Genomic DNA, 26,097 nt, shown 5'->3' with positions numbered 1-26,097 from the left:
TTAAAGGTGAAATATGATCGACCATGTTACGATGGCAGTCAGCGATATAGAGCGGAGTAAACGCTTTTACGAGCAGGCGTTTAAGCCGCTTGATTATGAGGTTTCTTTTGGCGATGAAGGCTCGTTCTGGGCGTTTGATATTGGCAAAGGATTGTTTGAAATTTATCAGTCAAAAGAAGACAAAGATCTCACTCATTTTCATATTGCATTTCGAGCCCCTAGCCGCGATAAAGTTCATGAATTTTATGAGGCGGCAATCGCTGCAGGCGGCCGTGATAATGGCAAACCTGGGCCGCGGCCACAGTACACCGAGAATTACTACGCCTGTTTTGTTTATGACCCCGATGGCAATAATATTGAAATGGTGCACGATATCTGGAAGGACTGGGAAATGTAGTGACTAGAGACTGTTGATCTTTGGTGGTTGAATTTTGTTTAAATGAACCCCAAGGGCTGTATCTGAGAGGAATTTATCCAGCGTTAAACGTTCTTTGTGGAGAATAACTACATGGCATAACGTTTGCCTTGCCTAAACCTCTCTCAGATTTCTGTAAAACTAATCACAAAAGGTCAACAGTCCCTAATAAAGGCGGCTGAAAGATGTTCTCTGCCGCCTTTATTATCAATGTTTATAAGATCATACCGCCAGATGCTTCGATTCGTTGGCCGGTAATCCAATCAAATCCTTCACTAAACATAGCTGCCACTGCTTTACCGATATCTTGCGCTTCACCGACGCGATTAAGTGCCGTCACGGAAGCAACCATTGATTTTGCTTGTTCGCTGTCGCGAATGGCTCCACCTCGAAAATCAGTGGCGATAGCACCGGGGGCTAATGTGTTCACGCGAATCTTTCTGTTGGCAAATTCTTTGGCCATATAGCGAGTCATCACTTCAACAGCGCCTTTCGCCATCGCATAGGCCACAGATCCTGGAAACGAAAAACGGGCCAGACCTGATGAGATATTAATAATGTGTCCACTATCAGCTATGAGCGGCAGGATTTTCTGGGTGAAGAAAAACGGCCCCTCCAACGCCGGATTATTTATCATTGTCGCTCTTTCAAATCAGTAACAGTTTGTGACTAAGCATTTATAATTGTGGCAAGAGCATTTTACGCACTATGCCTCACTCAATCTGATGCAAGCACAGAGCATTGAGTTGTTGATGGGAGGTTATTTCGCGAAGATATACTGAGATATTAAGGGCTATGAGCGAAGTTGGTTGACGAAATCTGGCAGATATTGATAGATGGAACTTGCCACAAAACTTAAAGTCACTTGTCCTTGTTCGCCGCACGCAATTCGCTATGCTTTTTGCGTTGCATGGCTTGCTAAATCAAGCAGTTGCTGAGCCTCAACTAAAAATGCTTCTCCTGCTGGGGTGAATTTTACCGAGCGTGTTGAGCGCGATAGCAATGTTACGCCTATTTGATGCTCTAGTATCTGTATTTGGCGAGTTAGTGATGGCTGCATCATGTTTAAAGGCTGTGCTGCTTGGCTAAAATTCAGCTCCTGAGCAACCGCTACAAAGCAATTCACCTGAGTTAAATTAAGCAGTTATACAAGTCCTGAATAAATAGATTCAATGTTCGCATTAGATAGTATTAATGCTCTAGCGCAAGCTAGTAACGCATTGTTTCCTCTGTATAAGGACTAATTTGACCATGAGCACAAATACTAAAAATAGCGTTCAAGATGCGATTCGCCAGATCACTTTAACTAGCATTGAGGTACTACTAACCATGGCGGTGAGTGATGCTAAATAAAAACCCCGCCTTATCGGAGGCGGGGAAGGGGTTGCTATAAGTATTTGAACAACGGATTGATTCCAATCAACTACTTTTACTTAGGTTCGTTTGGATTTATAGCTTTCCAGCATCACCGCTAGAATGATGATCAGACCTTTGACTACCTGCTGGTTGTAACCGGAAATGTTCATCAAGTTCATTAGGTTGGAAATAATACTTAAGATCAGTACCCCGATGATGGTGTTCACCACGGTTCCTTTCCCTCCGGCCAAGCTGGCTCCGCCGACCACAACGGCAGCGATTACATCCAGTTCAAAACCAAGCGCTAGTACAGGAGAGCCCACCCCAGTTCGAGTTGCGGCCAAAATACCGGCGATGCCGCAGGCGAAACCGCTTAAACCATAAACAGCAATTTTCATTCGTTCAATGCGGATCCCAGCGAAGCGAGTTGCTGTTTCATTGGAACCTAATGAAATAGTTAAACGGCCAAAGATAGTATGTTTGTAAACAAATTGAGCGATGATAGTAAATAGTGCGAAGATGTAAACTGGGAGCGGAATGCCGAACAGGTAACCAGTGCCGAAGTTCACAAAGGCATTATTATCAATAAACGTGGGTTGGCCTTTTGCAATAATCAGCGCTAATCCACGCGCAACTGTCATCATCGCCAGAGTGGCAATAAATGGCGCAATATTGACATAAGCGACCAATATACCTGCAATAAGACCAATGGCGATAGCGGTTATTACTCCCAGTAAAATAGCGGGCCATAAACCGATTGATGGAATAAATAGTGCAACAACGACAGAGACTAACGCCATTATGGAGCCCACAGACAGATCGATACCACCGGTAAGAATCACAAATAGCATACCTAGCGAAGCGAGCCCAAGTGGCACGCTTTGACGCAGAACATTGGTAATATTGTCAGCAGTATAAAAGCGGTCAGATAGAAAGGCTGCCAGAACCAACATCACAATAAAAACCAGTAAAGTGGTGTTGTTGGATAAAAAGTTTAGGATCTCTTTTTTGTTTAGAGGGGGCTGTGGGATCCTGGAATAAATTTTTTTCATGTTATCAGTTTCCATAATTCCTCCTGGGTTACACCGCGGCTCGCTTGGGAATGGCATAACGCATAATGTTTTCTTCAGTAATGTCATCGCCTTGCAGTTCGCGGGTGATAACGCCTTCACTCATGACATAGACCCGATGACATAATCCAATGATCTCAATCATCTCGGACGATATGACGATCACTGCATAGCCTTGCTTGGCCAGATCATGAATGATGTTGTAAATTTCTACTTTGGCGCCAACATCAACACCGCGCGTTGGCTCATCGAGGATCAACACGTTACAGTCTGTATTTAGCCATTTGGCAATGACCACTTTTTGCTGGTTGCCGCCGCTTAAGCTACTGAGTGGGTCTTGTAAGGTGCCTAATTTGATTTTGACTTTGTTTTGAAAATGGGTACCGATCGCGCGTTCCCGGCCGGTTCGAATGACTCCGAAGCGGTTGGAAATTTTCGGTAGATTGGCCAGTGAGATATTCTCGGCGATTGGCCGATCCAAAATGGAGCCTTGTTCTTTGCGACTCTCCGGAACCAGCCCGATACCATTGCGCATGGCATCGATTGGATGACTAATCTTGACTGGCTGACCATCTTTAATGATTTTACCGGAGCTGAATTTGTCAATGCCGAACAGAGCCCGCGCCACTTCGCTGCGTCCAGAGCCGACCAATCCGGCCAAGCCAATAATTTCACCTTTATTGACATGAATATTGATGTCACTGAGCAAATCTTTGGTTGAAAGGTTTTCCACCCGTAATGCTTCTGTCCCGGTGGGAATATTACGCTCAGGATAGATATTGGTGAGTTCCCTGCCGACCATCATGGAGATGATGTCATTTTCACTGCAGGTCATTGGATCAAGATTGCCAATGGTTTCGCCGTCTTTGATGACTGTAATATCATCGGCAATTTTGAAGATCTCATCAAGGCGGTGGGAGATATACAAAATGGTGACCCCTTTGCCTTTGAGGAGCTTTAACTGCGAGAAGAGAATATCTATCTCTTTATCGGAGAGTACGGCTGAAGGCTCATCAAGGATCAGGATCCGGACATCCTTGACTAACGATTTGGCAATTTCCACCATTTGTTGATTGGCGACGCTGAGTGTACCGACTTTACGGGTCGGCGAAATTTGATACCCCAGATGGCTGAGTGCTTTTTCAGCGCGGTGGTTTAATTCTTTCCAGTTGATCGTCCTTTTACCAAGACCTAAATCACTGAGAAATAGATTTTCTGCGACGGTTAGGTCGGGCGAAAGTGCCAGTTCCTGATAGATAATACCAATATTCTGTTGTTGGCTTTCTTTTGGAGAGCTGAAATTTACTGATTGACCATGAATTTTTATGACCCCGGAATCTTTGGCATGAATGCCGGAGAGGATCTTCATTAAGGTTGATTTTCCAGCACCATTTTCTCCGCAAATTGCATGAATAGTACCGGCTTGGACTTTTAAATTGATCTTCTTTAAAGCATGTACGCCACCAAAGCTTTTCTTAACATTGGATATTTCAATCGCGTAGCTCATTTGTTACCTCCCGGGAGCCCGCCTCCGAGCACTATCAGAGGCAGGATCACTCATTGCGATTAGAATATGGATTTCGGGTTGTAGTATTTTTTCACGTTATCTTTGGTGATGAGGGTTGGTGTGATGTACTCATAATCAGGGAAGTCATGCTTACCTTGTTGGTACTGTTGAATAATGTTCAGTACTTTTTTAGTCAGCAGATCCGGATTGTTTGAGGCTGTTGCTTGCAGATCACCGTTAATAATTGCTTCTAGTCCTTTTTTGTAGCCGTCATGCGAATAGACTTTGACACCCTGCAGCTTGTTGGCAGCTTTTAGGGCACGGATTGCCCCCAGAGCCATGTCGTCCATCTCACTGTATACACAGTTGATTTTATTGCCTTGAGCGACAATTTGATCTTCCATTGCTTTCAGACCGCCTTGCTGATCCCAATTGCCCCAACCCTGGCTAAGTATTTTGAACTCAGTGTGATTGTATTTACGCAACTGGGCCTCTATCACTCCAGTGAAAAAACCATCGCGACGAGCTTTACCGACTAGATTGCCTTGGTTACCACTGATCACAACGCAACGCATCGGTTTATCGCCAAACTGGCTGACTGCGTATTCACCGATCATCTTGTTATCGACGGCGTTATTGGCCATGACTCGCGTGACGACTGGCGCCTTCAGGGAGATGTCACTATCCAGGTCGATTACTGGAATACCGGCCCGTTTGGCGATCTCGGTGATGCGTAGACCGGCCTCCGGATCCTGCGGGTTAAGCACCAGATAGTTGATTCCCTGGGCAATCATGTCCTCAACATCGGAGATCTGCTTATTCATGTCGCCACGGGCATCGGTGGTTACTAACTGATAACCATGCTCTTTAGCATGAATTTTCATGTATTCAGTCAGGCCGTTGAAAAATGCACCATTTAGAGTCCGGTTGGCAAAGCCGACTTTAATTTGCTCTTTGGCATGTGCGACGCTGAATGCCATCGGTGCTGCGACCAGCAGGGTGAGTAATAGTTTTTTTATCTTCATTCCTTTTATTTCCCTTTATGGTTATTGGTTGTGTGTTGAGTCCACCTGTTGACGGTAGAACTGTTGGAATAGTTGATAGCGATACTGTAGGGTATCGGAGCGGTCAGGGTTGGGTTCATAAACCGCAGTGACTGGTGGTTTTTTGCAGACACTCTGAAGGTTACCACCACAGGCCAGCAGACCTAGCCGTGCCGCGCCGAGCGCTCCGCCAGCTTCACTGCCCTGATGACAGACAATCCGGATTTGCAGAATATCGGCGAGTAGTTGCGCCCAGAAGCGACTGCGGGCACCGCCCCCCACCAATGAACACTGGTTGATCTGGGTGCCTGCTTCGCGCAGGACATTGAGTCCGTCCAGTAGTCCGAAACTGACTCCCTCAAGTACCGCGTAGCCCAGACTTGCCGCATCGCTGTCGTGAGTCAGTCGATGAAACTCACCGGTTGCCGACGGTGAGTTGTGTGGCGTCCGTTCTCCGGACAGATAGGGAAGAAATAGTGGTGCGTGTTGCAAGGCAGCATCGCTAAGCTGCTCAATTTGTGCGATCAGTTCTGCTTCTTTGGTACCTAGCAGATTACACAACCAGCGCAGCGCGCTGGCAGCGGTGAGCATGACACTCATCTGGTGCCAGCGTTGGGGTAGGGCATGACAGAAGGCGTGAACGGCCGACTTCGGGTTGGGCCGGAAAGTGTCATTAACGGCAAAGATCACTCCCGATGTGCCAAGTGAAATAAACGCATCGCCTGGTTCAATAGCACCAATGCCCACCGCGCTGGCGGCGTTATCTCCGCCACCACCGGCAACCACAACTTTGCTGCTCAGTCCCCATTCTGCAGCTAGTTCACGGCGCAGTAGCGCGGAAATTTCGGAGCCTTCCACCAGTGATGGCATATGGCTGCGATTCAGACCGCAGGCGTCTAGAATGGCGTCGGACCAGTCGCGTTTAGCAACGTCCAACCACAGGGTACCGGCGGCATCTGACATATCGCTGACCATAGCGCCAGTCAACCGCAATCGCAGATAATCTTTAGGCAGCAATACTTTGTTAATACGGGCGAAGATCTCCGGTTCATTCTCGCTGATCCATAACAGCTTCGGGGCAGTAAACCCCGGCATTGCCAAATTGCCGGTGATCTGATGCAACTGTGGCGCTTTGTCGGTGAGAGTCTTGCATTGAGTATCGCTGCGAGTGTCATTCCACAAGATAGCCGGGCGCAGTATTTGTTGGTTGTTATCCAGCAACACGGCACCGTGCATCTGACCGGACAGGCCAATGGCCTGAATTTGCGGCCATTGCTGTGGGATTTTCCGCATCAGTTGTTCAACGACCTTTAGGGTCGCCTGCCACCATTGCTGGGGATCTTGTTCAGACCAATGGGGGTGGGGTCTCTGGACTGTCAGTGGCTCATTGGCAGTGGCGATGATCGAGCCACTGTTGTTAATTACCACTGCTTTGATCTCAGATGTTCCCAAATCAAATCCAAGATACATGGTGGTTCTCCTCAAGCGACTGGTTCAGATAAGTGGGAATGAGCCCACTGCCGTAACTGCTTAATCTGTTGACGCAGCAATGCTTCAAAATCCGCATTATTAGCCTGTAAACCAAACAGTTTCTTATCGCGGGCGTAGACTGCAATCGGGTCAGGGCTATTGAACATGGCATGTACAGCCGCTTCATCGAGAATGCCGTCTTCATAGTTGTAAGGTAGCGATCCTTGATGCCAACGTTGCATAAATAGGAAGAACAGGGCTGGCAGCGCAGTGGCGGATTTAGGCACTGAACCGCGGTTGTAACAGTCGTCTAGGGTGGGAGTCACCATGCCCGGAATTTTAGAAAAGCCATCAGCGGCAACCCGCTGGTTGGTATCTTTGATGTAGGGATTGCTGAAGCGATCAAGGACGACATCACGATAATTTTCCAGATCCAGCGGGCAGGGCGTTAGCGATGGGATGACATCTTCGCTGATGTATTCGTAAGCCAGCTTATAGATATCCTGATGGCGGGTGCTTTCATCGATAAAGTTTAGGCCGATTAAGGTCCCGGCCCAAGCAATGCAACTGTGACTGGCATTGAGAATACGGATTTTGGCTTCTTCATAGGGCACCACCGATTCCACCATTTCGACGTCGACTTTTTCCAGTGCTGGCCGACCAGCGACAAAGTTATCTTCAATCACCCACTGAATGAAAGCCTCGCCCATTACCGGTGCCAGATCATCGATTCCCAGGGCTTCTTTAACGCGTGGTGCTATATCAGCAGTTGGTCGCGGTGTAATTCGATCGACCATAGTGTTGGGAGTTGTGCAGTTGTTGTTCATCCAACTAAGTAGTTCTTGATCACCTTTAGTTTCGAGGAACTGGATCATGCCGTCGTGGAAGCGTTCACCATTGTGACGGACATTGTCGCAGCACAACAGGGTCACTTTGCCACTGTTGAGCTGCATACGCTGGTGCAGAATTTTCGATAGTGCACCGTAGATGGTGGTGGCTTGGCCAGCCAAGTCGGCTTTGATGTCGGGGTTGCCTGCTTCCAGTTTGAAGTGAGTATCTAGGTAATATCCCCCTTCTGTGACAGTGAATGAGATCACCCGGGTAGCTGGATCGCTGCCTTGCTGGGTCAGCGCGCTGAGCTGTTTGTCCCACGGCACAATGGTGCGAATAGAGCGGATTTTTTCATAGGCTCGTTTTCCGGCCGGGGTCACTGTTTCCAGTACATACTCACCATGTTGATGAGCCAAATTATTGAGCAAATCGGTGGCATCGTCGCGAATATTGCCGAGCGCAATTGACCAGCGATCATCACCTTTGCTCAATAACTGGTTGAGATACCAGGCTTGATGGGCACGGTGGAAGGAGCCAGCTCCGATATGCATCCAGGTAAGGTGTTGTTGTTTCATAGTCAGTCTCTCAAATTATTAGTTTGGATTGAGCAAAAGTTCATGTATGAGCAATTGCTTATTTTTGAACATGCTAATTGAATAAATGATTTAACGTTGAGCATTTGCTCACAATTTTATACTTTTAATCTTTCCATCTTTTTGCCATAAATGCTGTTAGGCTTAGAGCGATTATTGGGGGATTGGAATGGATGCTCAGGATTTAAAACACGATCAGAGACTGGATAAGGCAGCAAGAGCTGCATGGCTTTATTACATCAGCGGTAAAACGCAAAATCAGATTGCAGATATTCTGGGATTGTCGAGGCAGATGACTCAACGATTAATTGCTCTGGCCAGTGAGCAAGGTATTGTGAATATCCAGATTACTCATCCGGTCGCTGACTGTAGTCTGTTGGCGCAGCGTTTGGCGAAGCGGTACGATTTAACTGTATGTGAAGTGGTTCCTGGTTGTGGGTTGAATCAGGATGAGTGCCTTAAGATGGTCGCCGCAGCCGGTGCTCAGGTGATGTCTAAATTTATCCATGCGAAAACTCCCCAAACGATAGGTGTGGGATCTGGCCGGACTTTACGCGCCGCTATTACTGAACTGGTTGCTTGTGACCGGCCGCAACATCGCTGTGTTTCATTAATTGGCGCTATTTCATCGGATGGCTCATGCACTCGTTATGACTCTCCGCTATGGCTTGCCGAAAAAACTCAGGGCAGATATTACATATTACCAGCTCCCTTATATGCAGATAGCGTTGAAGATAAAAATCAATGGTGTAGCCATCGAATCTATCAGTTGGTGTTAAAGCAGGCCTACCAGGCGACGGTTAGCTTTATTGGTATCGGGCAAGTAGATCACCAATGTCCACTTTATTTGGATGGATTTATTACGGCTGAGGAGGTGGCTGAACTTCAGCGTAAGTCAGTAGTCTGCGAGCTTCTCGGACATTTTATGGACGCTCGAGGAAATCTGATAGATACCTCGTTAAGTGAGAGATTAACGAGCATACCGTTATATCAAAGCCCCTCACATCAAGTGATCGCGATGGCTGGAGGGACTGCAAAATTCCAGGCTATTCTTGCAACACTACGTGGTCGGTGGGTAAATGGCCTAGTCACTGACGAGCAAACAGCAATAGATCTGCTGCAAATAGAGAATGAATGAGCTATAGCTCTGCTATGACTGTTTTCATCGCCTGGGTTAGTTGGCTGAGTTGGTCTGTGCTAATGATATAGGGCGGCATAATGTAGATGAGTTTACTGAACGGGCCGATCCATAAGCCAAATTCTACAACGCGTCGTTGAATAGTTGCCAACTCATTAATAGGTAATCAATTTATTTTATGGCACTGGCAATTGCTTGGGCTGATTGTTCGTTGTAAAGATAATATCTATACCTTTTCCGGCAAGTTTTAACGCTGAATCACGGCCTACTCCGCGGCTACTACCGCTTATAACTGGACTGTTACCAAAGTAGTGATTAACAAGCAACGCGAGCCAAGATAGAAAAATCCGCTACCCGTCACTGATAACGGATTTTCACTTTCTTAAATCTCTGTTAGTAGAACTTTTAAGTCTCTACGCTTTGAAATTACGCCAACTTTTCAAATGGGTGATTTCTTCAGCATTGTCGGTGGCACAAGGTTCGCTGATAAAACCACTGACCCATTGCCCATCTTCCAGCTCAACTTTGCCAAGCCCCAGTGGTGCACCAATTCCCATTAAAAACTCAGCTAGAAACTCAGAGCCTAATCGCCAGATCTCAACTTCAATCGATGTGCCTTGCTTGGTGTCGCGGACCATTGCCGGGCGACGCGGAAAACCTTCATTGAGAGCAAATAACCGATAACTCGGTGCCGTGTGGGTTTGCTTGATGAGCTTTGCTCCTTTATTGCTCAGTTGATGATTGAGCGCCATTCCTGATAGATGAGCCCCGCAAACACATAAATCAATGGTTTGGGGCTGGGCTTGAAGTGCCCCAAGAGGTAATGGCAGCTGTTTTTGCCAGCGGGATGCAATGCTAAGAAGGGCATCTTCATAAAAAGCTGGACCAAACAGGGTGATGCCAAATGGTAAACCTTGTTTCGTGCCATTTTGACGAAAGCCAGCCGGTAGCGCTATCGCACTGTAATCAAGCAGATTCATGAAGTTTGTATAAAATCCCAGATTAGAGTTTAGTGTGATGGGGTCAGCCTTGACCTCATCAATGGTATAAATGGTGCCCGTAGTGGGGGTGACAATGAAATCGACCTGTGCAAGTTGTTGGTCGGCCTGGCGTTTAAGTGCTTTGAGCTGGTAAAGCGCAGCATAAGCATCGGCGGCACTATAGTTGGCCGCACCGCCGATAATTGTTTGAATTACAGGGAGCGTTTGCTCTTGGTGGGCGCTAAAAAATTCGCGAAGGGCGGCAAGGCGTTCGGCCACCCATGGGCCCTCGTAGAGTAACTTAGCCGCTTGACTAAATGGTGCTAAGTCGATTATTACGGCTTGCCCTCCCATCTCGGTTAAGGTGGTTATTGCTTGGTGATAACAGCTCTTAGCTGCATCATCAGCGAAAAACTCTAATTGCTCTGCGCTGGCGACTCCAAATTTAAAATTTGGGGCAACGGCTTTTATCAACTCAGGTTGCAGACGGGCAAATTCATCTTGCTCATCAAATTGTGCGGCAACTGGCCAGATAGCCGCCAGATCATCGCTCGTTTTGGCAAAGATCGTGACACAATCTAAACTCTTACAAGCAGGAACAACACCGCGACAGCTGATGCGACCAATACTCCCTTTCAGGCCTAAAATGTTATTAAATGCCGCCGGAACGCGTCCGGAGCCTGCCGTATCTGTGCCTAATGAAAACACGACCTGTCCATCGGCTACGGATACTGCCGAACCGGCACTTGAACCGCCACTGATATAATCGCCATTGATACTGTTGTGACATTCACCATAAGGGCTGCGGGTACCCACTAAACCAGTGGCAAATTGATCCAAATTGGTTTTTCCAATCGGTACTGCTCCTGCTGCAATCAGTTTGGCAACCACAAAGGCGTGTTCGCTGGGTTGATAGCTGTAGTCAGGGCACCCGGCGGTGGTTGGCAGATCGGCTAAATCAATATTGTCTTTGATAGCAAAAGGAATGCCATATAGCGGCAGATCTGCCGGGCTATGGTCCGCTAAATTTATAATGTACGTTTCTAATTGTTCGTCGCTTAAGAGGCTAATCCAAGCCTGATGTGAGTCGTTTCTCGCACGCGCTAAACAATCGTGTAATAGTTCACCGACGCTAATTGCGCCATTGCTATAGGCGCGGTGCAATGCGGCAACTGTCATTGGTTCAATCATGTTGTTCCTCCAGAATCAATAAGGGTTGGCCAGCACGAACATTTTGGCCTGTGGGGTGGCAAATTTGCGTGACTTTTCCATGACAGGGGGCTTTGATCTCAATTTCCATTTTCATCGACTCGATGATCATTAAGGTTTGATCGTTTTGCACCGCCTGGCCTAGCTTAACTAACACTTTCCAAACGTTTCCAGAAACTAAGCTTTCAATCGCTTGTTCGCCATTTTTGAGGAGCAATGTCGGGGTGTCGTCTTCAACCATCAAGTCAGCTTCGCTACTAAAGTTCGCCTGTCCAGTTGCTATCCAGCGCTGGCGTTCTGCTTCAAATGCAGACTGTTGACGCTGTTTAGCGGCTGCTATTTCGCTAGCGTTGTCCTTAAGTAATTGGTTATATTGCTTGAGTGAAAATTCCGTTTCACGAATATCTAAGGGATAATTCCCTTTAGGGAACTCTCGGCGAATCCGTTTTAGCTCATCACTTGAAACTTCGTAAAATTCAATCTGGTCGAAAAAGCGTAACAGCCAAGGATTGCTAAATTCTGCGGTGGTACGATAGCGGTTCCACATCTGTAAGGTACGTCCGACAAACTGATAACCACCGGGTCCTTCCATGCCATACACACATAAATAAGCGCCACCAATTCCGACTGCGTTTTCGGGGGTCCAAGTACGAGCTGGATTGTATTTTGTCGTGACGAGTCGATGTCGAGGGTCAAGCGGTGTCGCAACCGGCGCTCCCAAATAAACATCGCCTAAGCCCATCACCAAATAGCGGGCATTGAACAGAATGTGTTTAACCTCATCGATTGAATCTAGGCCGTTAATGCGACGAATAAATTCAATATTGGATGGCGCCCAAGGTGCATTTTTACGAACCAGTTGATCATATTTTTCAATGGCTAAACGTGTTGCTTCGTCGTCCCATGAGAGCGGCAGGCGGACAATCCGTGCAGGCACACTCATTTTGTCGATATCGGTGAGTTCACTTTCGGCCTGTTCCAAATATGCCAAGAGTTGAGCAGTACTGAGAATGAGGTTGTTGTAGTGAATTTGTAGCGAGCGAATTCCCGGGGTTAGTTCTTCAACCCCGTCGATTTGAGCTTTTTCGAGCCATAACATTAACGCATGGGCGCGAAAACGCAAACGAATATCAAGGACTTGCGGACCATATTCGACCAGCAGAAAGTCGTCGCCACTGGGACGATAAACAACTTGCTCACCATAACGTTCTGGTGGGATGGTCTTTAAAATAGCGCTGGTGGTGGGGGCTCGCTCAATGGTAACGTCGCTCTTATTGAGCGTATTTAAAGTCTGTAACTGGGCACGTTCAAGCTGCTCGGCACTTTGCATTGAAATGGGAATAAAGCGAACTTTATCGCCAGCTTTGAGTTGTCCCATTTTCCAAAGATCTGCTTTGATGATGGTCGCAGGACAGACAAATCCACCCAGACTTGGCCCGTCAGGCCCCAAAATTACCGGCATGTCGCCCGTAAAATCGATCGTGCCAACAGCATAGGCGTTATCGTGAATATTGGATGGATGAAGGCCTGCTTCGCCGCCATCTTCTCTGGCCCAATCTGGTTTTGGGCCAATCAATCGCACTCCAGTGCGGCTCGAATTGTAGTGAACTTCGTAATCGTGGCTAAACAGTGTTTGGATGTCTTGCTCGGTGAAATAATCAGGTGCGCCATGTGGCCCATAAATAACGTGGAGTTGCCAAGTGTGAGTCAGTTCTGGATAAATCCCTGGTTCTGGTTTTATCCTTGGTGCTTGTGAGTGCGGCTTAAACAGATGCAAGACATCGCCGGCACGTAGGGCTCTGCCAACATGGCCACCGAACTGACCTAGTTTGAAGGTCGAACGACTTCCTAAATAAGTAGGGCAATCAATGCCACCCGCAATCAATAGATAACTGTGAGAACCCAGATCTTGTACTTTCCCAAGCTTCAATGTGCTACCTGCGGGAATATCGATAACTTGCCACATTTCAACAGGTTTGCCATCGACGCTAGCGTCAATGGTGGCCCCTGCTAAGATAATCTGACGAGCACAATTAAATCCAAGTGTTGGGCCTGTCAGCGTAATTTCGATGCCAGCACATTGTTCATCATTTCCCAATAGTCGATTGGCTAAGCGAAACGAATAGTTATCCATCGGCCCGGATGGTGGAACACCAATATGCCAGTAGCCGACTCGACCGGGTATATCCTGAATGGTGCTTTGTGTGCCGCCGGTGAGCACGTCAATGGTGGCTGGCTGTGGATGAAACGAGTTTAAACTGTTGGTTAAAATATGTCCTTTGGCAAAGGTATCGCTATTGAGTAAGTCAATGAGATAATGACGATTGGTTTCGATGCCATACACTTCACTGTGCTCGAGCATACTAATAAGCCCTTGCCGCGCTTGATTGCGATCATCTCGATAAGCAATTAATTTAGCCAGCATCGGGTCAAATAGTGCGGGGACTTCAATCCCGTTTTCAAGCCAATGGTCGATGCGCTGTTCTGGCAGTTGCAGTTTAGGGAAATGAACATGGCTGATGAATCCGGCGCTAGGGCGGAAGGCTTTTGCTGGGTCTTCAGCATAAAGACGCGCCTGAATAGCATGTCCATGAGGTGTTAATGTGGGTTTTAGCTCAGACAGTGGGCGAAGCTCGCCGGCTCCGAGTTCGACCATCCAGCGTACTAAATCAATATTAAAAACTTGCTCGGTGACCCCGTGCTCAACCTGCAGACGCGTGTTCATTTCCAGAAAATAGAATTTTTCAGTGTCGGCATCGAGGATGAATTCGACTGTCCCTGCGCTGCGATATTTGACTGACTGACCCAGTTGCACGGCAGTTTGCTGCAGTTGCGTGCGGGTTTGCTCTGAAAGATTCGGTGCCGGACACTCTTCGATGACTTTTTGATTACGCCGCTGGGATGAGCAGTCACGTTCCCCGATAGCGAGTACATTGCCTTGACCATCGCCAAATATCTGGACTTCAATGTGGCGAGCATGTTCGATGAATTTTTCAATAAATACGCCACTATTAGCAAAATTATTGGTACTTAAGCGTTTGACAGTGTCGAAGGCGCTCGCTAGTTCTTCAGCGTTGTCGCAGCGCTGCATGCCAATTCCGCCACCACCGGCGGTACTTTTTAACATGACCGGGTAGCCTACTTGCGAGGCTTTGCTTTGTGCTTGGGTAATGTCATCGAGCAGATCGCTGCCACCCAGTAGCGGTACTCCAGCTTGGGTTGCCAGTGCCCGTGCTTTATGTTTCAGACCAAAATCAATCATTTGCTGTGCGGTTGGCCCTAAGAATACGATGTTTTCGGCTTCGCAGCGTTTGGCAAATTCGGGGTTCTCACTTAAAAAGCCGTATCCGGGGTGAATTGCTTCAGCATTAGCGCGTTTGGCAATATCGATAATGAGGTCCTGATTTAAATAGGTTTGTGTGCTACTGCCGCTGCCAAGACAATAGGCCTCGTCGGCATGTTGCACATGTAGACTGTCGGAGTCGGAGTCGTGATAAACAGCTACCGATGTGATCCCCATCGCCTTGAGAGTGCGGGTGATACGGCAGCTAATAGCCCCACGATTGGCTATAAGCACTTTAGAAAACATAAGTTAACTCGCTTATAAATGCACAATGGTGCGGGTCGTCCCGCAGACAAGAGGAGTGTGAACCAAGGCCGTCCTTGCACTCGATTTTGCTATGCGTCCCAGATCACTAATTCGATCGGTGTTGGGTTATAGGCATTACATGGGTTGTTCAGTTGAGGACAGTTGGAGATTAAAACGATGACATCCATATGTGCTTTAAGCTCAACATATTTTCCGGGTGAGCTGATGCCATCAGCAAAGCTTAACCCGCCGTCGGTTGTGATTGGAACATTCATGAAAAAGTTCACATTATGTGTGAGATCGCGTTTGCTCATTCCTAGTTCGGGATGTTCGCTGACGGCCAGTAACCAGCTATCGCGGCAGGCATGCATATTTTTCTTGCTCAGTGAATAACGAACCTGATTACTCTCAGTGGCGCAGGCGCCTCCCAATGTATCATGACGGCCGCAGGTATCAGCAGTGATAGTTAACATTGGATTACATAAATTTGTTAATAATGTACTACCAGTTTCAAGATAAACATTGCCTTGTTCCCGAATGGTGTCGACAGCGCTGTAGCGCTCGGCAGTGTTTTGGGCACTGAAAAACAGTGTATCGGCAGCTTGGTTGCCTTCGATATCGATAATCCGTAGTGTTTGGCCTGATTTAACGGTGTGTAGCCAGTAGGCCCCAGCATTAACGACTTCGCGATAACTCGCATCACTAGCCGATAATTTACTTTCAGTCAGCATAAAATAGTCTCCTGTTAAGCGTGAGTCGCGAGGTTGTAACGGCGAGTATTTTCAAAGCCGCGAGTATTTTCCGGACGGAAATTTTTGCAATAGTCATCATTGTTCACTGGCGAGGCCTTGTGAACTTCATAGCTTATCGCGCGATGAGGATATTCTTGCGCTGGATTCATCGGGTGAGGGCAGGTATTCATGACAACTAGGGTATCCATCTCAAAGCGCAAAGTAATGGAATCACCGGCTTTGGAATGATCCGTTACAAAGGTAAAGTTACCTTCGTCATCGGTGAAGACTTTGCTGAATAGATTGACATTCGCCGCTAGATCTCGAGCTCCTAGACCAAACTTTGCGATTTCAACTAGAAAACTGTCGTAACCGTTTTGTTTCCAGTCGTTGCGTTCATTTTGATAATCGCGTTCTCCCCAGCGTTTGGCAACGAGCGCTTTGTTGGTCGTGCCTGCTACGGTATCAATCCAACCGGTATCGTCTTGGGTGATCGAGCAGAAAATTCGTCCCATATCCGAGTACAGACAGTTGCCTTTGGTAAGTTTAAAGGTGTGCTGGCATTTAAGTGTGTCAGGGGCGTTATAACGTTCTAGCAAATTATGCGGATTGTAAAACAGCATTCCGAGATTGGCACCGCCTTGAGTATCGGTAAATTTTAGTTCAGTGCCAGCTGCGACTTGCAATGACCAGTGGCTGTTACCTGGTAGGTCATCGGTGTAAAGCAATTCACTCATTGCTTGGTTCTCCTTGGTGGATGGTTTGTTGAATCGTTGCAAGCTCACTTTGTTTAAGTGTACTTGACTGACTTAATGATAAATCGTAGGTGATTTGGGCTCCGAAACGTTCTGGGGCTTGCGGGTCATGACGGACTTTGTCAAATACCCATAATCGCGAACCGAGCTTAAAACCTTCCGCAATATCGTGGGTAACCATAAAAATGGTCAGTTGTTGCTGATGCCATAATTCATGAATCAGCTTGTGCATATCTGCTCTGATTCCCGGATCGAGGGCTCCGAAAGGTTCATCAAGCAGCAATACCCGCGGCTTTTTCATCAATGCTTGGGCGATGGCCAGTCGTTGTTGCATGCCTCCAGAGAGTTCATGGGGGTAGCGGTTGAGTGCATGGCTCAATCCTACTTTGGCTAGCATGTCACTAGCTCGCTTAAGAATTTGCTGTCTGTGTTTGCCAAAGCATTTACCTAATAGTCGTGAGTGTGACAACTCATCGGCGAGCATCACATTGTCCAGTGCACTTAAATGGGGGAATACTGAATAGCGTTGAAAGACGATACCGCGCTGTTCGTCGGGTTCGTGGATAATGGGTTGGTTATCCATGAGTAGCTCGCCACGACTGGCTTGCTCAGTGCCGAGAATCAGTTTTAAAAAAGTACTTTTGCCACAGCCAGAGGCCCCAACTACAGTAATAAATTCACCGGGGTAAATATCGACATTCAGACGTTCTAAAACACAGGTGTCGCCATAGTCTTTATAAAGGTTTCTCGCACTTAGAATGGGCTGACTCATGTGTTAGAACTCCCGTTTAAACTGGCATACCAGGGAAAGGCTCGTAAAGAAATTCGTTTAAGAATCCAATCCATTAGAAAGGCTAGGAACGTAATCCAAACCACATATGGCAAAATAACCGCCATATCCAGATAACGGCGCACCAAAAAGATTCTGTATCCCAGCCCGCTAGTGGCGGCGATTGCTTCGGCGGCGATTAAAAATAGCCAAGCGCTGCCCAATGTTAAGCGAACTGCTTCGATAAGCCGCGGTAGAACCTGAGGTAACATGACGCGCAGAATAATTTGCCAGCTGGATGCTCCCAGCGTCTGAGCTTTGATAAGTTGTTCTTGGGGGAGACTGAGCGTTTTTAACTGCATGTCTCGCACCAACAAGGGGGCGACGCCAATGACAATCAGCATCACTTTTGCCAAATCACCCAGCCCGAAGACGATAAATAAAATGGGTAAAATTGCCATGGGTGGAATTAATGAAAATGCCGTAAATAATGGTGATAAAGGTGCTCGAAAAAGTGGAATAGCGCCATTGATGATCCCGACGATTAATCCAACCAGAGCGCTGATACCAACCCCCATAAAGAGCAGCTTTAAGCTAGAGAGCGTGTCGTTCCACAATAAATAGTGACCCGTACGGCGGCTGGGAACAAATGCCATTTGGTAGATGGCATGGTAGATACTCTCAAATGATGGCAACAGCTTATCGTGAGGGTTTATTGCCAGTCTTGATTGGGAGGTGATGAGATACAGTGCCACAATGATGATAAATGGCAACAATCCCAATAAGAGTCGGCTGGCACGATCGGGTTTACGATTAATGAGTCGGGTCATCCCGTGCTCCTTTTCTTACAATTTGCCTGAGGCGGCAAGGTTCATAAAGGTTGGGTCAAAGCGGAACTTGATATTCCCTTTATCGCCATAAACGCCGGCTGGAGTTTGAATACCGATGTAGCCTGCACTTGGCGCGCCATCGCCAAGCAACCCATGGTCATATGAGAAGCGAGCAATCAATGACATCGTTTCTTTCAGCCGGGGACTGGTGGTTTCTTTGAGTGCTTCTTGGGCTGTGTAGAACATATGGGTGGTTTTTAACTGTTGGTCGTAATTCGCTAAATCGGTGCCTGATGCTTTAGCCATGGCGGTACGAGCAGCGATCCCTTGCTTGCTATCAGAGTGCATCACTTTCATGGTTTCATACCATGCGCCAGTGAGTGCTTTACCTAGTTCGGGATGTTTTTTCAAAATATTTGTTTTAACGACCATGAGGTCTAAAATTTCACCCGGGATCATGTGTGAACTAAAGACTTCGTGGGCGCCAGGCTGGCTTTTAATCACATTCAGCATGGGGTTCCAGGTGACCGCAGCAGTGACATCTGGGCTTTGGAATGAGGAGACAATGTCGGAGTCAGAAGTGTTGACTAATGTGACGTCTTTTTCGCTTAACCCCTGAAATTGTAATGCGCGAGCTAGTAGATATTCAGAAACACTTAAAGAAACTAAGTTGACGCGTTGACCTTTGATATCTCTAAGACTTTTTTTGCCTTTTAAGACGATGCCATCATTACCATCAGAATAGTCACCGACAATGATCGCGCTGCTATCGATGCCACTGGCTGCAGGAATCGTCAGTGCATCCATATTAGTCATCACACAACCGGCAAATTTTCCAGCGGTGTATTGGTTGATGGATTCAATGTAATCATTAACTTGGGTCAGATTGATTTTAATGTTGTACTTGTCAGCCCATTTTTTCAAAATGCCACTTTGTTGGGCGTATTCCCAAGGCATCCATCCTGCGTAAATCGACCAAGCAATATTAAAAGTAGGTTTTGCTGCGGCGCTAAAAGAGAGCAACAATAAAACAGGAATACATAACGTACTAAGTTTTTTAAATAATCGAGACTTTAACATCATTCCCTCCTTGGGGGATGGTTACAGGTTACAGAGATCAGGGCTGTGCGCCGTTGGTCTCCCGGGCTTTTATCCCGCCGTGTAACCTCAAGGAGGTCGATAACTCTCGGACCAGACACTATCGAAATAGTCGGAACCCTAGTCATCCATTCGCTAATTTTATGAGCACAGAGGAATCAGCGTTAAGACTGCACGCCGTAATCTCCAGTGTTGCAATAATTAAATAGCAATAATTAGGCCAAGATATTAAATTCATTTAAATCATCATGATATAACGATTTAAATGTCAAATATGATTTTTAATCAAGATATACTGCACATAATTGGTGTGCTTATTTGGTGCGTTATTTAAGTTTTGAGTGCAAATATAACGAAATTCTGGTGGGTAAATTTTTCGCTCTTTTATCAGCTCAAACATGGTCCAAATGATCACTGTTTATGAGAGAACATAGCCTTGATTACCCTACCAGTCGGTCACATTATTGCTGCTTCAAGCTTTTATTTAGAACATGACCACTTAATTTTAAGAAACGACGATGTGCTTAAGATTTGAAAAGGCGGTCACCAAACATAAAGAACACTAATCCAACAAACATAATGCCCAGACCAGCATACTTATACCAATAGACTGCTCGCACAGGCATTTGTATCCAACCAAAACTGTCTACCAGCATTCCGGCAATCAGTTGTCCTAAAATGAATAGAAACATCGTATTGGTGATGCCAATCCGTGGTGCTAAAAAAATGGTCGTAAATACGGCAGATGCACCTAAAAAACCGCCAATCCAGCGCCACCAAGGTTGCTGAGTAAGGGCGCTTCCCACACCTGACCAGTGCACCTGAAATATTGCTATTAGACCTAAACATAATGTCCCAACAGCAAATGAAATAAACGCGGCCATTAAAGGCTGATTGTGCACACCTGAGCTTAATCGACTGTTCACTGCGGCCTGAATCGCTAAACCAAATCCGCTAGTGAGCGCCATAATAAAGTAAAATAACTTCATAAATAGTCCATATGTATGTGATCTTAAGAAAATTTCTTGGGATAAGGGCGTTATCTTGGCCGATCAAATCGTGGTGCGTCAATACAGTTAAGCCGAAGGCGCTAAAAAACGATTAGGCGCGGCTGAACTTTCGTGGTTGAATTTTGTTCATGGTGCGTTCAAATGAACCCATCAGGCAAGATCTGAAGGGGACTGCTCCAGCGTTACACATTATTGTTGGTCAATCACTATACTGCACAACGTCTGTCTTGCCTAAATCCTCTCAGATTGTTGCAAACTAATCACGAAAGGCCATTAACCCCGACGACTAGTTTTGAGGGCCAAGTTAAGGTTTTTCGTAGAGATGAGGTTATCATTTTGTTCAGTTTATGGTCATTAGCTTGAACCTATTTGATTTAATTTAGCGATTGATTCACTGGACAGCGTCAGTTCACTCGCGGCTAAATTATCGTGCAGGTGGGTCATGCTGGACGTGCCAGGGATTAATAAAATATTAGGGCTGCGTTGTAATAGCCATGCCAGTGCGACTTGCATTGGCGTTGCGTTCTCGACTTTCGCAACTTCATCAAGGGTGCTCGATTGCAGGGGTGTGAAACCACCAAGCGGGAAAAATGGCACATAGGCAATATTCTCTTGAGCAAGTTTGTCGATGAGTGCATCGTCGTGTCGCAGAGCAATATTATAGCAGTTTTGCACACAGACAATTTCATCGATGCTTTGCGCTTCTTGCACTTGGTTATAAGTGACATGGCTAACACCAAGATGGCGAATAAGTCCTTCTTTTTTCAGGTCAGAAAGAACTTGAAATGGTTCGCTAATCGATCCTTCAGCGGGTTTCTCTGCATCAAACATAGCACGTAGATTGACGACCTCTAGCTGCTCAACTCCTAAATTTTGTAAGTTGTCATGTACAGCTTGAATCAACTCTTTTTTGGCAAATGCTGGCAACCAGTTGCCTTGGTCATCGCGTCGGGCGCCGATTTTGGTGACCAGTGTCAGCTCGGATGGATACGGTTTAAGCGCTTGTGCTATGAGCTGGTTGGTAATGTGTGGGCCATAAAAATCAGAAGTGTCAATGTGGTTAATACCACAGGTAATCGCTTTTTGTAGTACTTTCTTGGCCATAACTGGATCTTTAGGTTCGCCAAAAACACCCGGGCCGGCGAGTTGCATGGCGCCGTATCCCATTCGGTAAACCTCACGATCACCGAGTTGAAATGTTCCTGCTTGTTTGATACCCGTCATGAGGTGACTCCTTGGTCATGCTTGTAAGCACTTTAGCGAGGTTTTGGCGATAAAACAACCGCATCATGGTTTTGCCTTAAGCGGGTAGGATCGACGCATAAAATCAATAAAAGCTCGAAGTGAGCTTGATGTGCTATGTTGGGGGGGATAGTAAAGCTGCCATCCAGCAAATTCTGGACAGTAATCGCTCAGAAACGCTATCAGTTTGCCACTTTTGAGCCATGGCGATAATTGATCCTGAGTCCAGAATACAATCCCTAAATGTTGTAGAGCCGCTTGCAGGGCCATTTGCCGGCTAGTTGTGACCAATGGACCATCGACAGGCAGAGAAAACCAATGATTCTGATCGAAAAACTCCCAACGATAGATCACTTTATCTTGTAGGTAGCGCCAGTTGAGGCAGCGATGGTTCATTAAATCACTGGGTTGGGTCGGGGTTCCATACCGTTCAAGATATTGGGGGGTGGCTGCAACGACCATTTTCAATGGCTTACTTAATGGATAGGCAACCATATCACGCTGAACATTTTCAGCTAAGGTAATCCCCACATCAAATCCGTCGCGGACGATATCGACCACAACATCTTCAGCGGTAATATCGAGTTTAATATCAGGGTAATTTGCGTAGAATTCTCCCAGTAGCGGAGTTAATAAGGTTTCTACAGCCATATTCGCTGAATGGATTTTAACAGTGCCAGATAACTGGCCAGCCTGCATTTTGGTGTCATTGAGGGCTTGGGTGAGTTCATCCATAGCGGGACGCAACCGCAATAATAATTGCTCCCCGGAATAGGTCAGCGCCACACTGCGGGTGGTGCGATTAAAGAGGCGAGTTCCGAGTTGTTGTTCAAGCCGTTTCAGCATTTGGCTTAAGGCTGGTGGGGTCACTCGCAATTGATGGGCTGCTTTAATAAAGCTACCTTGCTCTGCAATCGCGATAAAGGCTTGCAACTGAGTAAAGTCGCGATTTATCATGATTATGTTTCCAAATATTAATTATTCATTAAGATTATGAAATATTAAAACATAGTCATGGTTCATGCATACTTATTCTCCTGAAAACATATCGATAAAGGGCAATCCAATGTTAAAAATGCGTCAATTAGGTAAACACGGGCCTCAAGTTTCATCGATTGGCTTAGGATGTATGGGAATGAGTCATGGCTATGGTAAAGCCAATGAACAGGAATCGTTTCAAACGTTAGATAAAGCAGTTGAGTTAGGGATTAATCTGCTAGATACCGCAGAGTTTTATGGTCCCTATGAAAATGAAAAGTTACTTGGACGGTGGCTTAAAAAAAGCGCGGTGCATCGTGATCAACTCGTGATTGCGACTAAATTTGGTTTTGACTTATCAGGTTCGCGATCAAGTGGCCTAGATAGTCGACCCGAGCACATTAAAAAAGTGGTGGATGAATGCCTCATTCGTCTAAAAAGCGATCATATCGATGTGTTATACCAGCACCGAGTGGATCCGGATGTGCCGATTGAGGAGGTTGCGCAGTGCGTGAGTGATTTGATTCAACAAGGGAAAGTTCGTTGTTTCGGATTATCGGAAGCTGGCGTTGATGTGATAGAACGTGCACATCAGGTTTGTCCTGTATCGGCGTTGCAGAGTGAATATTCGCTGTGGGAGCGCAATATTGAAGAAGATATATTACCGCTACTTAAGCGATTAGAGATAGCTTTGGTTCCTTTCAGTCCACTGGGACGAGGTTTTTTAGCTGGGGGGGCTAAACCTGCTAGTGATTATGGGGAAGATGATTTTCGCTCGTGGGGCGATCCGCGTTTAGCGGCGGATAACTTTACTAATAATCAGAAAATAGCAGAAGCTGTAGCTCAACTGGCCAAGCAAAAGTCAGCTACATCGGCTCAGGTTGCGTTAGCTTGGTTATTAGCACAGGCAGAGCAAATTGTTCCTATTCCCGGATGTCGAAAAGTTGCCCATATAGAGGATAATGCGCAAGCAGATAAGTTAGCTTTGAGTGAAAGTGAAATAGCATTACTGAATGGACTGGGGGAACAGGTAAAAGGTGAACGTTATACGAAGGAATTTGCTCGCTTTACCAACCGCTAGCTATTCAAAAATGCTGAGTTGAGAGAAGATTTAGGCTAAGCTAGTAAAACTAACTTCGTGGCCCAAATTAGTGTTGAAGGTATATGGCGCCATAGTGCGCCATTGTTTTAGGTATGACTGATGCCGTTTATAACCTTGATGCAATAGGTGGCTCATTTTCTATATTGGAATATTCTTTTAGAGACTTCATATGTCACTTCATACCTTTGTTTTATTTATGTTAGCGAGTTTGTCGCTGAATCTCATCCCTGGGCCTGATGTTATTTATATTGTTTCAAATATGCTCAAAGGATCACGCAAAAGCGCAATAAAGGCTGCCTGTGGTCTGGGATGTGGGTACATGGTTCATACTCTTGCCGCCTGTATTGGTTTATCCGCACTCATTGTTAGTTCTGCGCTGGCATTTACTATGATCAAGTGGCTGGGGGCCGCTTATTTATTATGGCTTGGCATCAAATCACTTATTGCAATGTACCAAGGACAATCACGTTTGGATTTGGCAGGCACTGACAAAGCCGTAGGAAATGTTTTTTATCAGGGGATTGTTGTCAGTGTTCTAAACCCGAAAGTAGCGCTATTTTTCTTATCATTTTTACCCCAGTTTATTAGCGCAGAGAGTACCCACATTAGCGCCCAATTACTGGTATTAGGCGTTGCTTTTAGCGTACTGGCAACACTCGTTAACCTACTATACGCTTTTGTTGGAAGTGCCGTGCTGAATGGCACTAAAGCTGTGAAAATCAACCGTGTCATGCAAGGTATCTCCGGAGTATTACTGGTGGGGTTGGCGGGTAAAATTGTGATGTCTAAGTCATAGTCACCAACTTGTTAGCGAGTATGATTGGGCGGTGTTTAGGGACTGTTGACCTTTTGTGATTAGTTTTGCAGAAATCTGAGAGGGATTTAGGCAAGGCAAACGTTGTGCCGTGTAGTTATTCTCCACAAAGAACGTTTAACGCTGGATAAATTCCTCTCAGATACTGCCCATGGGGTTCATTTAAACGCATCCTGAACTTTGTTGCCCCTTACTTGCTTCACTCATTAAGCGACGCAGGAGGCGCCGCGTTAAAAATGCGTTTCATTTGAACAAAATTCAACCACCAAAGGTCAACAGTCCCTAGCGACGGTTATGCCAAGACTGAGATTGTCATCGTAAATGCAGTATTTGGTTGTAGTGTAAATAAAAGTAATTTTATATGAATTTTGATATGTAACACGATAGCATAATTTTGCATTCATAATGTCAATCACTAAAGTTGATATATTCTATATAGTCTCATTAGACCCGGCTCATTGAGCCGGTTTTTTTATCTCTATTTTCAATATTGTTATTCTTATCATTATTGATAGCTATAAATTATTACGAGTCAGTTTGTTAGGCTTTTTTATGATAAAATAATTGATAATTTAATAAATTATTGTTTTGTAGATATATCAATTGCGCTATTTTTTGATTTTCATATTTCTTTGTTCGAGTTGTAGAGTTTGTGCTGAGCCTCTTGTAATCGGCAGTTGGAATTTGCAATGGTTAGATGGTGGCTTATCATCGATGGGGCCTAAGCGAGATAATAAGGATTATCATCAACTTTACCGCTATATCCGGCAAGCTCATATAGATGTCTTGGCATTTGCTGAGGTTGGCTCTATTCAAGCGATCCAACACGTTGTTGGGAAAGACTACACTATTGAGATATCTCATCGTGCCACTCGTGAGCCAAGTGAGGGGAAATGGCGCCAATATACCGGTTTCGCAATACGCAAGGATCTTGTTTATAAGCGTTTTTCGGATCTTAATTTAAACGTCAATTATAATAATCGACTCCGAAATGCCGTGGATGTTGAGTTGAAGTCTGGCCCGGGTAAGTCCCTGCGGTTGTTAGCTATTCATTTAAGAAGTGGTTGTTTTACTCAGTCACAATCATCATCATTTGCCTGTCAGACGCTGGCTCGTCAGGCAAAACGACTTCATCAATGGATAGCTAGAAGAAATCAACAGCATCAACGCTTTGTTATTTTGGGCGATTTTAATCGGCGTATGCTGAACACTCATTCGCAGTGGTTTTATCATCTATTACAAGGTGGTGATTCACACCGGAAAAACCATTTAATTTTGATCAACCATGGGGCGAGTCATTGTTGGCATAAAAAAGTAGGTAAACATCATAAAATCTGGATGAATGAGCATAAACAATTTATAGATTTTATATTAATGAATCAATTAGCCGCCACGGCCTACATCGAAAATTCATTTCAAGAAATTGCGCCGAGTCGCTCTGAAGCGCGACATTTTAACTTAAGCGATCACTGCCTTATTATCGCTAAATTAAAGCAATAAATCTGATTTGCATATTAGGGGCACCCAACCAGGGCATTCTCCGTATCGGGAGCATGATTCTGTTCAA

General features: G+C 45.9%; 21 protein-coding genes, 1 pseudogene and 1 riboswitch. Of the genes and pseudogenes, 5 read left to right on the top strand and 17 right to left on the bottom strand.

Annotated elements, in window-relative coordinates:
* Nucleotides 1-13 precede the first annotated feature (13 nt).
* Nucleotides 14-397 (top strand): VOC family protein, encoded by a 384-nt coding sequence (locus EV690_RS09640; RefSeq protein WP_131912803.1) that lies wholly within the window; start codon nucleotides 14-16, stop codon nucleotides 395-397.
* 232 nt (nucleotides 398-629) lie between these two features.
* Here EV690_RS09640 and EV690_RS09635 read toward each other — a convergent pair.
* From EV690_RS09635 to dalD, 7 genes and pseudogenes are all read right to left on the bottom strand, one after another.
* Nucleotides 630-1,043: pseudogene (locus EV690_RS09635) on the bottom strand (SDR family NAD(P)-dependent oxidoreductase); the annotation flags it as partial.
* Between the two features lie 264 nt (nucleotides 1,044-1,307).
* Entirely contained in the window at nucleotides 1,308-1,541 is a 234-nt protein-coding gene (locus EV690_RS09630; protein ID WP_165872716.1) for a LysR family transcriptional regulator, read from the bottom strand.
* A gap of 307 nt (nucleotides 1,542-1,848) precedes the next feature.
* Nucleotides 1,849-2,823, bottom strand: a complete 975-nt coding sequence (locus EV690_RS09625) for an ABC transporter permease (RefSeq protein WP_131913115.1) — start codon at nucleotides 2,821-2,823, stop codon at nucleotides 1,849-1,851.
* Nucleotides 2,824-2,851: 28 nt separating this feature from the next.
* Nucleotides 2,852-4,348 carry a sugar ABC transporter ATP-binding protein gene (locus tag EV690_RS09620; RefSeq protein WP_131912800.1) on the bottom strand — a complete coding sequence of 499 codons (1,497 nt, stop codon included), beginning with the start codon at nucleotides 4,346-4,348 and terminating at the stop codon, nucleotides 2,852-2,854.
* 59 nt (nucleotides 4,349-4,407) lie between these two features.
* On the bottom strand, nucleotides 4,408-5,367 hold the full coding sequence (locus EV690_RS09615; protein WP_165872740.1) for a substrate-binding domain-containing protein: 960 nt from the start codon (nucleotides 5,365-5,367) through the stop codon (nucleotides 4,408-4,410).
* Between the two features lie 27 nt (nucleotides 5,368-5,394).
* The gene (gene xylB / locus EV690_RS09610) at nucleotides 5,395-6,861 is read right to left on the bottom strand and encodes a xylulokinase (RefSeq protein ID WP_131912799.1); all 1,467 of its coding nucleotides are present in this window, start codon (nucleotides 6,859-6,861) and stop codon (nucleotides 5,395-5,397) included.
* Nucleotides 6,862-6,872: 11 nt separating this feature from the next.
* Nucleotides 6,873-8,267 (bottom strand): D-arabinitol 4-dehydrogenase, encoded by a 1,395-nt coding sequence (gene dalD, locus EV690_RS09605; RefSeq protein WP_131912798.1) that lies wholly within the window; start codon nucleotides 8,265-8,267, stop codon nucleotides 6,873-6,875.
* A gap of 187 nt (nucleotides 8,268-8,454) precedes the next feature.
* On the opposite strand from dalD, the gene EV690_RS09600 reads away from it, so the two are divergent.
* Nucleotides 8,455-9,423 (top strand): sugar-binding transcriptional regulator, encoded by a 969-nt coding sequence (locus tag EV690_RS09600; protein ID WP_131912797.1) that lies wholly within the window; start codon nucleotides 8,455-8,457, stop codon nucleotides 9,421-9,423.
* A 413-nt stretch (nucleotides 9,424-9,836) separates the two neighbouring features.
* Here the strand turns inward: EV690_RS09600 and atzF are convergent, their stop codons facing one another.
* The 10 genes from atzF to EV690_RS09545 all read right to left on the bottom strand — a co-directional run bounded on the left by atzF (nucleotide 9,837) and on the right by EV690_RS09545 (nucleotide 22,593).
* Nucleotides 9,837-11,594 carry an allophanate hydrolase gene (gene atzF, locus EV690_RS09590; RefSeq protein WP_131912796.1) on the bottom strand — a complete coding sequence of 586 codons (1,758 nt, stop codon included), beginning with the start codon at nucleotides 11,592-11,594 and terminating at the stop codon, nucleotides 9,837-9,839.
* The gene (gene uca / locus EV690_RS09585) at nucleotides 11,587-15,201 is read right to left on the bottom strand and encodes an urea carboxylase (RefSeq protein ID WP_131912795.1); all 3,615 of its coding nucleotides are present in this window, start codon (nucleotides 15,199-15,201) and stop codon (nucleotides 11,587-11,589) included. Before uca ends, atzF begins: the two co-directional genes overlap by 8 nt.
* Before the next feature lie 89 nt (nucleotides 15,202-15,290).
* Entirely contained in the window at nucleotides 15,291-15,932 is a 642-nt protein-coding gene (locus EV690_RS09580; protein WP_131912794.1) for an urea amidolyase associated protein UAAP2, read from the bottom strand.
* 14 nt (nucleotides 15,933-15,946) lie between these two features.
* The gene (locus EV690_RS09575) at nucleotides 15,947-16,669 is read right to left on the bottom strand and encodes an urea amidolyase associated protein UAAP1 (RefSeq protein WP_131912793.1); all 723 of its coding nucleotides are present in this window, start codon (nucleotides 16,667-16,669) and stop codon (nucleotides 15,947-15,949) included.
* Complete coding sequence (locus tag EV690_RS09570) at nucleotides 16,662-17,459, bottom strand: ABC transporter ATP-binding protein (protein ID WP_131912792.1); 798 nt, start codon at nucleotides 17,457-17,459, stop codon at nucleotides 16,662-16,664. Before EV690_RS09570 ends, EV690_RS09575 begins: the two co-directional genes overlap by 8 nt.
* The gene (locus EV690_RS09565) at nucleotides 17,456-18,286 is read right to left on the bottom strand and encodes an ABC transporter permease (protein WP_131912791.1); all 831 of its coding nucleotides are present in this window, start codon (nucleotides 18,284-18,286) and stop codon (nucleotides 17,456-17,458) included. Before EV690_RS09565 ends, EV690_RS09570 begins: the two co-directional genes overlap by 4 nt.
* A gap of 15 nt (nucleotides 18,287-18,301) precedes the next feature.
* Complete coding sequence (locus EV690_RS09560; RefSeq protein WP_131913112.1) at nucleotides 18,302-19,366, bottom strand: putative urea ABC transporter substrate-binding protein; 1,065 nt, start codon at nucleotides 19,364-19,366, stop codon at nucleotides 18,302-18,304.
* Between the two features lie 56 nt (nucleotides 19,367-19,422).
* Nucleotides 19,423-19,519, bottom strand: a riboswitch (guanidine-I (ykkC/yxkD leader).
* Nucleotides 19,520-19,908: 389 nt separating this feature from the next.
* Complete coding sequence (locus tag EV690_RS09555) at nucleotides 19,909-20,373, bottom strand: DMT family transporter (protein WP_131912790.1); 465 nt, start codon at nucleotides 20,371-20,373, stop codon at nucleotides 19,909-19,911.
* 375 nt (nucleotides 20,374-20,748) lie between these two features.
* Nucleotides 20,749-21,618: an aldo/keto reductase family oxidoreductase gene (locus tag EV690_RS09550; RefSeq protein WP_131912789.1), complete on the bottom strand. Its 870-nt coding sequence runs from the start codon at nucleotides 21,616-21,618 to the stop codon at nucleotides 20,749-20,751.
* A 63-nt stretch (nucleotides 21,619-21,681) separates the two neighbouring features.
* The gene (locus EV690_RS09545) at nucleotides 21,682-22,593 is read right to left on the bottom strand and encodes a LysR family transcriptional regulator (RefSeq protein WP_131912788.1); all 912 of its coding nucleotides are present in this window, start codon (nucleotides 22,591-22,593) and stop codon (nucleotides 21,682-21,684) included.
* Nucleotides 22,594-22,702: 109 nt separating this feature from the next.
* On the opposite strand from EV690_RS09545, the gene EV690_RS09540 reads away from it, so the two are divergent.
* The 3 genes from EV690_RS09540 (at nucleotide 22,703) to EV690_RS09530 (ending at nucleotide 26,030) form a co-directional block, all read left to right on the top strand.
* Nucleotides 22,703-23,695 carry an aldo/keto reductase gene (locus EV690_RS09540; protein WP_131912787.1) on the top strand — a complete coding sequence of 331 codons (993 nt, stop codon included), beginning with the start codon at nucleotides 22,703-22,705 and terminating at the stop codon, nucleotides 23,693-23,695.
* 190 nt (nucleotides 23,696-23,885) lie between these two features.
* Nucleotides 23,886-24,512 carry a LysE family translocator gene (locus EV690_RS09535; protein ID WP_131912786.1) on the top strand — a complete coding sequence of 209 codons (627 nt, stop codon included), beginning with the start codon at nucleotides 23,886-23,888 and terminating at the stop codon, nucleotides 24,510-24,512.
* 702 nt (nucleotides 24,513-25,214) lie between these two features.
* On the top strand, nucleotides 25,215-26,030 hold the full coding sequence (locus EV690_RS09530; protein ID WP_131912785.1) for an endonuclease/exonuclease/phosphatase family protein: 816 nt from the start codon (nucleotides 25,215-25,217) through the stop codon (nucleotides 26,028-26,030).
* The last annotated feature ends 67 nt before the right edge of the window (nucleotides 26,031-26,097 follow it).

It is taken from the genome of Celerinatantimonas diazotrophica, assembly GCF_004339545.1.
GTDB lineage: Bacteria > Pseudomonadota > Gammaproteobacteria > Enterobacterales > Celerinatantimonadaceae > Celerinatantimonas > Celerinatantimonas diazotrophica.
Note: the sequence above shows the minus strand (reverse complement) of the source record. Positions and strands in the feature narration are given on the sequence as shown.

Excerpts from the sequence above, each read along its gene's own strand:
- EV690_RS09580 (WP_131912794.1), bottom strand. The coding sequence starts at position 15,932 with ATGCTGACTGAAAGTAAATTATCGGCTAGTGATGCGAGTTATCGCGAA.
- atzF (WP_131912796.1), bottom strand. The coding sequence starts at position 11,594 with ATGATTGAACCAATGACAGTTGCCGCATTGCACCGCGCCTATAGCAAT.
- EV690_RS09540 (WP_131912787.1), top strand. The coding sequence starts at position 22,703 with ATGTTAAAAATGCGTCAATTAGGTAAACACGGGCCTCAAGTTTCATCG.
- EV690_RS09600 (WP_131912797.1), top strand. The coding sequence starts at position 8,455 with ATGGATGCTCAGGATTTAAAACACGATCAGAGACTGGATAAGGCAGCA.
- EV690_RS09560 (WP_131913112.1), bottom strand. The coding sequence starts at position 19,366 with ATGTTAAAGTCTCGATTATTTAAAAAACTTAGTACGTTATGTATTCCT.
- EV690_RS09620 (WP_131912800.1), bottom strand. The coding sequence starts at position 4,348 with ATGAGCTACGCGATTGAAATATCCAATGTTAAGAAAAGCTTTGGTGGC.
- EV690_RS09570 (WP_131912792.1), bottom strand. The coding sequence starts at position 17,459 with ATGAGTCAGCCCATTCTAAGTGCGAGAAACCTTTATAAAGACTATGGC.
- EV690_RS09545 (WP_131912788.1), bottom strand. The coding sequence starts at position 22,593 with ATGATAAATCGCGACTTTACTCAGTTGCAAGCCTTTATCGCGATTGCA.
- EV690_RS09625 (WP_131913115.1), bottom strand. The coding sequence starts at position 2,823 with ATGAAAAAAATTTATTCCAGGATCCCACAGCCCCCTCTAAACAAAAAA.
- EV690_RS09565 (WP_131912791.1), bottom strand. The coding sequence starts at position 18,286 with ATGACCCGACTCATTAATCGTAAACCCGATCGTGCCAGCCGACTCTTA.
- xylB (WP_131912799.1), bottom strand. The coding sequence starts at position 6,861 with ATGTATCTTGGATTTGATTTGGGAACATCTGAGATCAAAGCAGTGGTA.
- EV690_RS09575 (WP_131912793.1), bottom strand. The coding sequence starts at position 16,669 with ATGAGTGAATTGCTTTACACCGATGACCTACCAGGTAACAGCCACTGG.
- uca (WP_131912795.1), bottom strand. The coding sequence starts at position 15,201 with ATGTTTTCTAAAGTGCTTATAGCCAATCGTGGGGCTATTAGCTGCCGT.
- EV690_RS09550 (WP_131912789.1), bottom strand. The coding sequence starts at position 21,618 with ATGACGGGTATCAAACAAGCAGGAACATTTCAACTCGGTGATCGTGAG.
- EV690_RS09640 (WP_131912803.1), top strand. The coding sequence starts at position 14 with ATGATCGACCATGTTACGATGGCAGTCAGCGATATAGAGCGGAGTAAA.
- EV690_RS09555 (WP_131912790.1), bottom strand. The coding sequence starts at position 20,373 with ATGAAGTTATTTTACTTTATTATGGCGCTCACTAGCGGATTTGGTTTA.
- EV690_RS09535 (WP_131912786.1), top strand. The coding sequence starts at position 23,886 with ATGTCACTTCATACCTTTGTTTTATTTATGTTAGCGAGTTTGTCGCTG.
- dalD (WP_131912798.1), bottom strand. The coding sequence starts at position 8,267 with ATGAAACAACAACACCTTACCTGGATGCATATCGGAGCTGGCTCCTTC.